Origin of the sequence: Nitrosomonas sp. (genome assembly GCA_031316255.1) — a bacterium.
Taxonomy (GTDB): Bacteria; Pseudomonadota; Gammaproteobacteria; order Burkholderiales; family Nitrosomonadaceae; genus Nitrosomonas.
The window spans coordinates 1,685,212-1,697,245 of record JALDQW010000001.1; the positions used below are offsets into that span (position 1 = coordinate 1,685,212).

A 12,034-nucleotide genomic window follows, 5' to 3' on the forward strand; every position below is an offset into this window, starting at 1 on the left:
TCATTCTGCCTTGCTGAGGCCCAAAATGGATATCAGCAGCAACAATTTGCTTGTTGTTAACATCCCCTGATGAAGCCAACGGACTGGAATCCTTTTTTTGATCGTCTTTCCCCTGTTTTTGAGCCTCTCAAGCCGCTGACAGAGGTCATTAGCAGTGTTAAAAACTGGCCGACTTGCCAGGACCTCGAGAACCTTAAACAACAGACAGGTAACGATTTGGTTACGCATTCCGGAATTCCGGTTCGATTTGTGCCTCAGGTGAATAGCGGGAGTGATGATTTTGCGCGGCAGTACGAATCCGGAATCTACCAAACCGGTATCGTGCCCACAAGGCCCGGGAACTGGCATGATTTCTTTAACGCGCTGGTATGGATGACATTTCCACTGGCCAAGGTGGCGCTTAATCGCATGCATTATCACGCTTTGACCCATGCAGGCCAGCACAAAACCCAAGGCCGGGGGGCGGTAAGAGATGCCGCTACGCTTTTTGACGAATCGGGTGTGATTGTGCTGAGCAGTCAAGCGCGGTTAATCGAACTGTTACGACAACATGAATGGAAAGAAGTATTCTGGCGGCAGCGGAAAACCGTTCTGACATCAATGCGCTTTGTTGTTTTTGGGCACGCGATGTATGAAAAAGCGCTCAACCCCTATATCGGTATGACGGGCAAGAGCGTTTTTTTTCAGGTGAAAGAGGCGTTTTTGCAACAACCGCTAACGGCACAGTTGCGCGCGGTTGACCAAAGGCTTGCGGATTTTCTGCTGTACAGGCTGTCAACTACTGACGATCTTTCGCCGGTTCCTGTTTTGGGGTATCCGGGATGGTTTGATGCCAATGGTTTTAGCGAATTTTATGATAATCAGGAATATTTTCGTCCCCGGACTAAAATAAATCGGGGACGATGAGGCAGTATAGATTAATCCGGTGTTGTCATGTGTTATGTGTCTGTTATGTGCGTGAGGATTCTTGATAAATGCTTGGGTAAAGCGCCCCGACCGTTTATTCGAAGCTCACCAGCGTAAACTGCAAATTTGCCGGATCGGTTAGCGATAAAGTTACGTTATTCACTGTGGTGGTTTCATTGATCATCACCGATGGAATCAGCAGTGTACGGTTCTGTGCAGAAAATGTCGCCATGTTTGTTGCTCCGTCCGGTACTGCTGTCACGCTGGTTGTATCAAGTTCAAATACAATTTTCGGTTGCACAGCAATCAATTCCAGGCGCACTTCATAAAAACTGTTATTTCCGGTTTCGACTACAAAACTCAATGCACTATTACTGACAATGCCGGTTACGTCATGTAACTCTACAGCATTGACCAACACGAAATTATCAATTTTGAATGGTTGGGACGTTTCATAATTGACCGCAGGCAAATTGTCGAAAGGGGCTCCACTGTCAACTATTTGCAGCGCTGCAATGGTGTCGAATACAGTCATACCGTCAAAAATTATTTGTGCAAAAACGGTAAAGCCGCCATTTTGGGAGTCTAAAAATGACGGTGCTCCCGAGTTGTCGTTCAGATTGACAAACCACTGGCTGGTGGCGCTGTCCGGGTCATTGCCAAGTTTGGCCATCGCGACCGTGCCGCGGGTATTGGAGAGGCCAAATTCATTAACCACTGGATCGAATGTGGTGACAGCCGAAATGAGCACATCGTTATCGAGGCTGCTTGCTTTAAAACCGCCGCCCTGAATAACAAATCCAGGTACGCTGCGATGGAAAATACTTTGCGCATATTCGCCGCTGTCGATGTAATTGATAAAATTGGCTACTGTATTGGGAGCCTGTCTTTCCAGCAGTTCCATACAAAAACGGCCCATGTTGGTATTGAAACAGGCGACCGGATTGGCCTGAGCAATGGTCGAAGCCAATAATATGCTCGCCGCGAGCATTGTTTTCAGTGAGTTTTGTAAGAAGAACATGGCTGATTGATATATTTATAAATAAATTTATTATACGTAACCCTTGTTTTTTTAGGTGAAAAAAATGGAGTGTTTTGTCGTCTCATGACTTTAAGAGTGAATGGTTGCTGGTTGCAGGCTATGTTTTGAGTGTTTTGCGGAGCGTAATCCGGAATTATTATAAAACTATATATTTAGAGCAGGGTTCGAAAAATTGTTTATCCCGTCAATCATTCGAAGGCATTTGTTAAAAACAGATTTTGCAATTAATATTGTGTAATGCTCAGCAAATGTTATCGAAAAAGATGGCAATGAAAGCTGATTTCATTCAATTTCCAATTATCATGGAGACAAACAATGAAACGCCTTGCTTCTCCCCGCACCCGGTTAAAAGAACGTTATGACGCAATAGTAATTGGTTCAGGTTATGGCGGCGGTATTGCTGCATCCCGTTTGGGAAGATTAACGCGCAGTGACGGCAGTAAACTTGATGTTTGTCTGCTGGAACGGGGCCGGGAGATACAGACTGGCGAGTATCCGGATACATTGCTTGAAGCGGGCAAAGAGTTTCAAATTAATTTTCATGACAAGCATGTTGGTGATTGGACGGGACTGTTCAATTTGTATGCCAATAAAGATATGAATGTGATCGTCGGATGCGGGTTGGGCGGTACATCATTGATCAATGCCAATGTCTCGCTGAAAGCGGATGATCGCGTATTTGACGATTCGCACTGGCCCGATGAAATCCGCCAGGACAGTGAGCGTTTAGCGGCCTGCTATGACCGGGCCATGACTATGCTGGGTGCGCAACCTTTTCCGGATGGACAAGGGGGCATTCCTGTTCTGTCCAAAGTGGAAGCCCAGAAAAATTCTGCCAAGGCGGTTAACAAGCCACTTTCTTTTCCACCGATCAACGTGACTTTCAAGGACAGAATCAATGAGGCCGGCGTTCATCAACCGGCGTGCACCTATTGTGGCGATTGTGTATCGGGCTGTAATTATGGCGCTAAAAATACCACGCTGATGAATTATCTGCCGGATGCATGGAATAACGGTGTTGAAATTTATACGCAGATTGCGGTACGCTGGCTGGAAAAAGATGGCGATGACTGGCTGGTGCATTGCCAGATCATGGAAGTCGGACGGGAGGCATTTGATGCCCCTAATCTGGTATTGCGCAGTAAGCAGGTTTATCTCGGTGCGGGCACATTGGGTAGTACGGAAATATTATTACGCTCCAAGGAAAAAGGGTTGCCGTTATCCGATCTGGTGGGCGAACGTTTTTCATCAAATGGCGATGTGCTGGGGTTTGGTTTTAATAATGATGTTCCGATTAATGCCATTGGGTTCGGCAACATCCCGGTGGGTGAAATTGATCCCGTCGGCCCGTGCATTACCACCATGATTGATAACCGGGCTACGCCTGATTTAGAGCAGGGTATGATTCTGGAAGAAGGCACTCTGCCAGGTGCGCTCAGCAGTATTTTACCGGGGTTGATGGCAACAGCCGCCGGTCTGATCGGAAAGGATACCGACGGCGGATTGAAAGACGAAATCAACGAGCATGCGCGCGTGCTGGAAAGTCTGGCGCGAGGTGCGTACCATGGCGCCGTGCATAATACACAGGTTTATTTGATTATGAGCCATGATGATTCGGACGGGCGCCTGATTATGCAAAATAACTGTATCAACGTTGATTGGCCGGGAGTGGGTGACAAACCGATTTTTAATCTCGACAGCGATTTTATGAGGCAAGTTACGGTAGCCAATGGGGGTACGTATATTTCTAATCCGCTCTGGACGGAGGAACTGGATAACAACTTGACGACCGTTCATCCGCTGGGCGGGTGTTGCATGGGCAAGGATGCCGAATCTGGCGTAGTTGATCACCGTGGCAGGGTATACAGCAGCATATCGGGAACGGCAGTTCACCACGGCCTCTATGCAGTTGACGGCAGTGTGATTCCGCGTTCTGTCGGTGTTAATCCATTGCTGACCATTTCTGCTTTGGCTGAACGCAGTATGGAATTGATGGCCGAAGCTGAAGGCTATGGTTATGATTTCACAAACCCTTCGCAACCGCGTGAAGTGGAGCCCAGCACTGTAGGCGTTCGCTTTACCGAAACAATGCGGGGCTGGTGGGCGCAGCAGGGTGATTATGAACAGGCCATGCGGTCCGGCAAGGAAGACGGCAACAGTCTTGATTTTACGTTGACCGTCAGCGTCAATGATTTGGATGCGTTGATTGAACAGGGCGGTCAATATAACGGTGGTATGGTGGGAACCGTTACTGCACCCGGTTTGTCTGCAACGCCGTTAACTGTTACACAGGGCGTGTTCAATCTGTTTGCACGCGATCCCAAACGGGTTGGCCAGGAGTATATGAAATACCGTTTTCAGATGCATGCGGAAGAGGGGGGGATATGGTTTTTTGAAGGACATAAAATTATTCATGACGATCCCGGTATCGATATCTGGTCTGATACGACACAATTGTATATCACTATATACGATGGGCCGGACGAAACTGCGCCGATCAAAGGCCGCGGCATGCTTTATATTCAACCGCTGGATTTTGCGCGCCAGATTACAACGATCGATGCAATTGGCATCCGGAGTATGACAGAACGGCTGCATGCAATCGCCCGTTTTGGGCTTTATTTTGCCGGAGATCTGTACCACATTTATGGCGGTATCCTGGTGCCACCACAATACCTTGATGCAGATGCGCCGCCACGTAAAAAGCGCAGCCTGCGCGTGGGTGCACCGGAAGTCCATAATTTTAATACCAGCGATGGCGTGCCGTTGCGTTTGACCCGTTATCAGGGGGGTAGTAAAGGCCCGTTGCTGATGGTGCATGGCGCGGGTGTTTCCAGTCAGATTTTTGCTACGGACACTATCGATACCAATATGCTGGAATATCTCTATAACAATGGTTATGACTGCTGGCTGCTGGAGATGCGTATCAGTATTGTGTTGCCCAGTGCGAAACAGGCCTGGACGCTTGATGATATCGCCTGTTACGATTATCCGGCGGCAGTAAAAACAATCATGGATGTTACCGGCAGCCCGGATGTGCAGGCATTAGTTCACTGCGCCGGCTCGACTACTTTTTTCATGGCCATGATGAATGGATTGCAGCATATACGGGCCGCAGTGGCATCACAGATCGGGCCGGATCATGTTGTTGCGCCGATTGTTAAAGCAAAGGCCGGCCTGCATTTGCCATCACTGCTGGATGCCATCGGATTCGATTCGGCGACTGCATTTGCAGACAATAGGAGTGGCTGGCTTGATAGGCTCTATGACAAAGCGTTAAATTTACAGCATTTTGATGTTGAAGAACGGTGTGCAAGCGCCGTCTGTCACCGCATAAGCTTCATGTATTCCCTGCTTTATGAACATGACCAGCTGAACCGTTTGACACACGACAACCTGCATGAATTATTCGGGATTTGCAGTATGGATATTTTCAAGCATCTGGCGCTTTGCGCGCGTGAGGAGCATATTGTGAATTCAGAGGGTAAGGATGTGTATACGCCGAACTGGAGCAAGCTGAATATACCCATTACGTTTATTCATGGTGCAGAAAATGCGAGCTATCTCCCCGAATCAACCGAGCGTAGTTTCAAAAAACTGGTTGAAGTGAACGGTCCCGACGGCTACGCACGTCATGTTATTCCCGGCTATGGCCATATTGATTGTATTTTTGGTAAGAATGCTGTGAAAGATGTTTATCCTTATATTCTTTCGGCATTGGATCAGACCAATCCAGGCAAGTAATCAGCATTACAGTAGAGGCAAGCTATGAATCTGGCGGCGGTGTTTTTTGTGGATACTTTCTCATGTGTTTGAGAAAAGGCAATAATCAGCGCGGTTTATTTTTAAAGAGTGAGAGGAATTTTTAAATGGGAGCAAGCGCCAAATCTATCTGGTTACTGTGCATGTTTTTTTTATTGTCATCGCATGCATATGCAGCTGAAAATATAACAACTGATACTTATTTTACCCGGGCAGGTATGAAAATTGTAAGTGGCGTGACGAATGTTGCTACCGGTTGGATGGAGTTGCCAAAAAATATTAATCTATGGTCTCAAAGGGAATCCAGAGAGTTGGTCGCCTTGACCGAAGGTATACTCAGAGGAATTGTTCATACAGCAAGCCGTACCGGAAGCGGTGTGTTGGATGTCGCCACATTTTGGCTTCCAACTTTTCCTACGCCAACGCCTCTATTTATATGGGAGGACTTTTCCCAGGAATCCAAATATTATGCATTCCGTACAGGCGCATGAAATTTTATGTTTTCAGTGTCCTTGATTTAAAACAGGGTTATTTTTGGCAATATGTTGAACGCGATTGCCATAGAATTTATTCTGATTCTGCGATCCCGGTAAATTGGCCGGCTGGTGATTTGCCTGAAGTATAGTCGGCTTTGGAAATTCTCTTTTTTGTTTCTGGGATGCCAATATGGAAACTCGCAAAACCTGGCATGACCACTTGATCAACCGCCATGCCAATTATCTGCCCATTATACGGTGAAATAATTTCGCTGCGGTTATTTGTAATGGGATCAGTGACCACACCAAGTACTTTGTCTTTGGCGATTTGCTCTCCTAGCTGAACATGGCTGAGTAAAATGCCGCCATGGTTGACGCGAACCCAAGCGGATTGATAATAAACGGACTCCTCTGTGACCGGCTCATGTTCATTTTCTACCATGCCGAGATTGTTCAGTAAAGTCAGTATGCTTTTGACGCCGTACTGTACAGCAGATTCCTGAAGTGTTTGTGATTTGCCCGCTTCCAGCGTGACAGACGGTATATCGATTCTGACTGCGGCATGACGTAACATGCCATCAGTTCCTTCACTATGCAGAATTACGGGTATGCCGAACAAATGCGCGAAAGCGGCAACTTTCGGGTGATGCAAATTTCCTCTGATTTGCGGCAAATTCGTGCGATAGGCGGAGCCGGTATGTAAATCAACTAAAAAGTGACAGTGATTGATGACTTCATTAAAAAATGAATGAGCGATTCGTGATGCTGAACTGCCTTGCGGATCACCTGGAAAATAACGGTTCAAATCGCGGCGATCGGTCAAATAACGCGATGAGCGATGAAAACCCTGCAAATTGACAATTGGGACGCCGATAACCACACCGGACAAGTATTCAGGATCAAGGTCATGCAAGATACGGCGGACAATTTCAATACCGTTTAATTCGTCTCCATGAATGGCCGCAGTCAAACACAGCACCGGTCCGGTTTTTGCACCATTGACAACCAGAACAGGTGTCGGTAAGTGTAAACCATCCAATGATTGTTGCGGTTTCCAGGAAAGCCGCATTGCTTGTGCTGGAGGGACTTCGGAAGAGAGTAAGATCAGTGTTTGCTGCGGTTGTTGTGAGAACTTGAGTTGCAAGACTTCTGCAATGCTATCGTCTTGAGGTTGAATACTATGGATTGCCGAATTGTTGAGGTTTATGGGTTTGTGTTGAATTTTTTCATGAGACTGGTATGCAACACAATTGTGTGCGGCAAACAGTAACAACAGGCCTACAATTATCTTCAGCATCATAAAACCATCCAAGCAAATGTGTATACAGGTATTAACAATCGGATTTTCTAAATTCCATTTCTTGCAAAACCCGGATGCCGATCATTCGTCTTACACTACAGTTTGTATCAGTTTTGTATATAACTTGTTGCAAAGAATAAATTATTATTTGCGGTATAAATCTGAAAAAAGACCATGAAAACCGTTTTATTTTCTGGTTATAACTTAAACAATAAATAAAACAATAAGTTGGCATTGATGCTTAGCCAACGCTATAAAAATTGTTTGGCTTTGTAGTTGCAAGTTTGCTAAAGATGCATATAAATAATTAGCAGGGAACTGTTTTTTTCATTTCGTTGCAAATTTTTTTGCTGAAATGATCGTGCATGCCGACTGTTGAAATTTATCTTGTTTAATTCTGGTTTGTCACCTATTAACTAGAGGCGCTGTGGCAACTTAAAAATTTAACCCGCCTGAACAGTTTATTCGCAGATTACTGCCCACATATCCTCATAGTTCCAATCGGTGCAAGGGTCTTTAAAAAAACATTAGCATCAACAGAAAGATCAATACAACAAGTATCAAGGTCTTATGATCGGGTGGCATAGTTTTGGATTGTACATATTTGGCATCATGCTTTCAGGTTAAGTGACTACGCGGTTAAGCCGCTGCATGATAAGTTTGCGTAGTGGTGATAATGCTATCCTAGGATCTGTAGTAGAGATTTCTTTGCATTATTGGGTACCTCTAAAAATTCAGAGTTTTAAACAAGACGAGGCGAGAACAAAAAATATTGACGCAGCATATGATTGATATGTAAGGAAGTATTTTTTGTGAGCAACGACGTATTGTGACAAAATATGGATTTTTAGAGATGCCCTATTGATTGAGGCAGTCTAATAAGTGACAAGTTTCACGATACACGATGCTGCCTGTAATCGCGGAAATTTAACGCAACCGATAGGAAGATTACAACTGCAAGGGAAATTCCCGCGCCACTGTTAACAAAACCGGTTTCAAGTCCCAATCCCATTATGTCATTAAATAGATAAATAAGAAACGAATGCGGTAAGTCAGTCTCGCCAATTGCTCGTTTGATCTGCCAGTGCCAATCCGTTAAAACGCAGTAGCCGAGACCATACCATATTCCCATACCCAGCCAGGAAAATATAGTAACGCCCACTGAAACCAAATGCCAGCGCCGTGTGCGCATCCAGATCCAGCCGATTAGATTAAAACTGATAACGATGCAGTGTGCCATAAAAAGAAAAGAATCCAGTACCTGGAGCATCATATCAATCTATCTGTCTTTGATATTTGAGGTGACGGTTTTTTTGTTTGTTTCACGGCGTAATTTTAATTCTTTTCAATAAAACAATGTATTAAAATATAATGAACGATTGTCTTTGGAAGACTTTTTAATTTTGAAGAATGGAATTGGCTAATAAAAATTAATGTTAACTCGTATGCTATCCATCAGATATTGCTGGGCTCACCGTTCCAATAGGGTTGTGCAACAAGGCGCAGTACTAAGAAAGAGGCCGTTTCCTTTTCGAATATTGCAGCGCAGTTGCACAACACTATGGTGGCACCGTGACGTATGACATGCCATGTACATTGATAAGTACACTCGTTTTTTGAAGAGTGTATTATGCTATTTGCTCATTCTAATACAATGATCAGACTAAATATATGCTTAAATTTTATGGTTACAAAAAATGCGGTACCTGCCGGAAGGCTGAGAAATTCTTGCAGCAGGCTGGGATTGTTTTCGAATATATCGATATTACTGAGAGTTCGCTGACAGCAAGTGAGCTTGAAGCGATTGCAGAACGGGCACAGGTGCCTTTAAAGAAGCTTTTCAATACCAGCGGGATTCAATATCGTGAGCTAAAAATCAAAGAAAGTTTGCCTACTTTGTCGAATCGGGAAATACTGACTTTGCTTGCTGGAAATGGTCGCTTGATTAAGCGACCTTTGATTACTGATGGGCATCTCTAAAAATACCTTATATAAAGAGAATTTTTCCAAGCCGGGGAACGATTAGTTCGATTCCCGATATTTTTCTGTTCAAGAATTTGATTATTGCTCAGTTCAAGGCGTTTTGGGTTGTTATCCTCTCGTTTTTCCTATTTTAGGCAATTCTGGGCGTAATAACCCTGTCGAAACTGAAACATCTTTTGCGAATCAACGTCACCACACGCTTAATGTTGTAAACGAGGTTGAGCAAGCCTATTTGTACTTTTGCTCTCATAAGCCCTATGGTACGAATAGTGATTCCACCCAGTTCATTCGTCATCGAACCAAATACATGTTCAACCCGTGCGCGCACCTGTGATTTCTTTTTGTTGCCAAACTTTTGCGTGTCCGTGAGTGGATGATTGCGAGCACCTTTTTCGTGAATGCGGCTCGTGTGTCCAGAAGTAGCCAGAATTTCTTCCTGTGCTTCGCTGCGATAGGCTGAATCCGCGTAAACATCAGTCCCTCCCTCTTTAGGGGATTGCAGCACTTCTGCCAAAACCTGGCTATCGTGAACTTCCGCTGATGTAAATTCCCATGGGTTATCAACTTGGTACACTGATCCACATTCACGTGATCTTTGTAACCATAAAACGATTCGTTGTTCTTCTTCGTCCAACGCGCATCAATGTCTTTTTGTGCCAGCTTGTGAGGATTTTGCCCCCATTCAATCGGAATCGCACCTTCCTTGATGATCTTGTTCTCCTCACGCGTATTACGTTGCTTGGGAACCGTCACAAAAGTTGCATCAATGATCTGACCTGACTTCAGCTCAACATCCAGCTCCCGTAAACATTCAGCAAATCTCGCAAATAGCCGTTCAATCAGTTGATTCTCCTTCAACTCCTCCCGAAACGCCCACATCGTTTTTGCATCCGGTACCACCCCCGCCAAATCAAGCCCCAAAAAACGCATGAAACTCAATCGATCCCGTACTTGATACTCCAACCGGTCCTCCGACAGATTATGCATTCTTTGCAATACCAGCATCTTGAATAGCATCACCCGATCAAAGGGTTTGCGACCAGCCGCGCTTTTCCTAGGCTTCGTAGTCGTCTCCCTGAGAAGATCAGCGAATAAATTCCAGTCGATCATGCGATTCAGTTCTTCAAGCGGATCTCTTAGCTTGCTTAGCTGTTCATAGCGATTTTCAAGGTCAAAAAAACTGAATTGCATGATGGAATCCTATATCAGTGAATATGACTATTAACTATAATAAACAATGTGTTATTATACACTAACTATGAAAAATGGCTTCCCTTCCTGAATTACCCTGTCTTGTAATATCAATTTTTAGAGATGCCCTGATGGAGAACGTGCAACAGTAGGTTATTGTGAAGAACGGTTTGCGGAAGTTTGGTACAAATAAATTTAGGTTTGATCAGTGAAAAATTTGCTCGATTGACTCGAAAAAAGAAAAAAATTGTAATCTTGCGATAACCATATAATCTATTGTTATTGTGATAATAATTCTTAGTTGTAATAAAAACCCGCACGGACCCCGTGGAGATTTTATGACAAATGACTTGACTTTATAGTGTAAGGTCGACTAGCCTTTGGTTTACAGTAGCAGGAGCGAGTATGAAGAAGCGCAACTGAGCTGTTAAAAAGAGCAGTATTAAAGAGCAGTACTAATTAATTAGTATTAAGGACAAGAGAGAAGTAGTAGTAATAATTAATACGAAAGTAAGGAGGAATAAAGATGGCAACAACGATGGGAACGAGTAGAGCAGCGAGTGCTGACTATGACATGTCATTGTGGTACGACTCCAAGTACTACAAGCTGGGCATGGGCATTATGCTGGCGGTAGCGATATTCTGGATTTGGTATCAGCGTACATTTGCGTATTCACATGGTATGGACTCAATGGAGCCGGAATTTGACCGTGTATGGATGGGCTTGTGGCGTGTACACATGACCCTGATGCCATTGTTTGCGTTGGTAACCTGGGGCTGGATTCTGAAGACCCGTGACACCAAGGAGCAACTGGACAACCTGGATCCAAAGCTTGAAGTTAAGCGTTATTTTTACTGGATGATGTGGTTGGGTGTCTATCTGTTTGGTGTTTACTGGGGCGGCAGCTTCTTCACCGAGCAAGATGCATCCTGGCATCAGGTGATTATTCGTGACACGAGTTTCACGCCAAGTCACGTAGTTGTGTTCTATGGTTCATTCCCGATGTACATTGTATGTGGTGTAGCGGCATACCTGTACGCGATGACCCGTTTGCCACTGTATAGCCGTGGCACATCATTCCCGCTGGTTATGGCGATTGCTGGTCCGTTGATGATTCTGCCGAACGTTGGATTGAACGAGTGGGGTCATGCATTCTGGTTCATGGAAGAGCTGTTTAGCGCGCCATTGCACTGGGGTTTTGTGATTCTGGGCTGGGCAGGTTTGTTCTCAGGTGGTATCGCGGCACAGATTGTGACCCGTTACTCTAACCTGACAGACGTGATCTGGAATGGTCAAAGCAAAGAAATTCTAAACAACCGGATTGTTCCTTAATCTAAGCTAGACTATACATCGCCCAAGCGAGAAGCCTGGGC

At 44.9% G+C, this 12,034-nt stretch carries 8 protein-coding genes and 1 pseudogene; 5 read left to right on the forward strand and 4 right to left on the reverse strand.

Annotation, left to right across the window (positions count from 1 at the left end; translation table 11 throughout):
- Positions 1-69: 69 nt before the first annotated feature.
- Positions 70-906 (forward strand): DUF3025 domain-containing protein, encoded by an 837-nt coding sequence (locus MRK00_07590; GenBank protein ID MDR4517233.1) that lies wholly within the window; start codon positions 70-72, stop codon positions 904-906.
- Positions 907-1,000: 94 nt separating this feature from the next.
- Here MRK00_07590 and MRK00_07595 read toward each other — a convergent pair whose 3' ends face one another.
- Positions 1,001-1,927, reverse strand: a complete 927-nt coding sequence (locus tag MRK00_07595) for a peptidylprolyl isomerase (protein MDR4517234.1) — start codon at positions 1,925-1,927, stop codon at positions 1,001-1,003.
- A 336-nt stretch (positions 1,928-2,263) separates the two neighbouring features.
- Between MRK00_07595 and MRK00_07600 the strand changes: the two genes are divergently transcribed.
- Positions 2,264-5,692 (forward strand): GMC oxidoreductase, encoded by a 3,429-nt coding sequence (locus MRK00_07600; GenBank protein MDR4517235.1) that lies wholly within the window; start codon positions 2,264-2,266, stop codon positions 5,690-5,692.
- 125 nt (positions 5,693-5,817) lie between these two features.
- On the forward strand, positions 5,818-6,201 hold the full coding sequence (locus tag MRK00_07605; GenBank protein ID MDR4517236.1) for an exosortase system-associated protein, TIGR04073 family: 384 nt from the start codon (positions 5,818-5,820) through the stop codon (positions 6,199-6,201).
- Positions 6,202-6,277: 76 nt separating this feature from the next.
- On the opposite strand, the gene MRK00_07610 is transcribed toward MRK00_07605, so the two are convergent.
- On the reverse strand, positions 6,278-7,486 hold the full coding sequence (locus MRK00_07610) for a succinylglutamate desuccinylase/aspartoacylase family protein (protein MDR4517237.1): 1,209 nt from the start codon (positions 7,484-7,486) through the stop codon (positions 6,278-6,280).
- A gap of 892 nt (positions 7,487-8,378) precedes the next feature.
- Entirely contained in the window at positions 8,379-8,759 is a 381-nt protein-coding gene (locus MRK00_07615; protein ID MDR4517238.1) for a DUF2784 domain-containing protein, read from the reverse strand.
- 398 nt (positions 8,760-9,157) lie between these two features.
- Between MRK00_07615 and MRK00_07620 the strand changes: the two genes are divergently transcribed.
- Entirely contained in the window at positions 9,158-9,466 is a 309-nt protein-coding gene (locus MRK00_07620) for a Spx/MgsR family RNA polymerase-binding regulatory protein (GenBank protein ID MDR4517239.1), read from the forward strand.
- 133 nt (positions 9,467-9,599) lie between these two features.
- Here the strand turns inward: MRK00_07620 and MRK00_07625 are convergent.
- Positions 9,600-10,663, reverse strand: a pseudogene (locus MRK00_07625) (IS5 family transposase).
- A 523-nt stretch (positions 10,664-11,186) separates the two neighbouring features.
- Between MRK00_07625 and MRK00_07630 the strand changes: the two are divergent.
- Positions 11,187-11,993 carry a methane monooxygenase/ammonia monooxygenase subunit C gene (locus tag MRK00_07630; protein ID MDR4517240.1) on the forward strand — a complete coding sequence of 269 codons (807 nt, stop codon included), beginning with the start codon at positions 11,187-11,189 and terminating at the stop codon, positions 11,991-11,993.
- Positions 11,994-12,034: the final 41 nt, after the last annotated feature.

Coding starts and splice junctions, on each gene's coding strand:
- MRK00_07590 (MDR4517233.1), top strand. CDS start 70: ATGAAGCCAACGGACTGGAATCCTTTTTTTGATCGTCTTTCCCCTGTT.
- MRK00_07595 (MDR4517234.1), bottom strand. CDS start 1,927: ATGTTCTTCTTACAAAACTCACTGAAAACAATGCTCGCGGCGAGCATA.
- MRK00_07600 (MDR4517235.1), top strand. CDS start 2,264: ATGAAACGCCTTGCTTCTCCCCGCACCCGGTTAAAAGAACGTTATGAC.
- MRK00_07605 (MDR4517236.1), top strand. CDS start 5,818: ATGGGAGCAAGCGCCAAATCTATCTGGTTACTGTGCATGTTTTTTTTA.
- MRK00_07610 (MDR4517237.1), bottom strand. CDS start 7,486: ATGATGCTGAAGATAATTGTAGGCCTGTTGTTACTGTTTGCCGCACAC.
- MRK00_07615 (MDR4517238.1), bottom strand. CDS start 8,759: ATGATGCTCCAGGTACTGGATTCTTTTCTTTTTATGGCACACTGCATC.
- MRK00_07620 (MDR4517239.1), top strand. CDS start 9,158: ATGCTTAAATTTTATGGTTACAAAAAATGCGGTACCTGCCGGAAGGCT.
- MRK00_07630 (MDR4517240.1), top strand. CDS start 11,187: ATGGCAACAACGATGGGAACGAGTAGAGCAGCGAGTGCTGACTATGAC.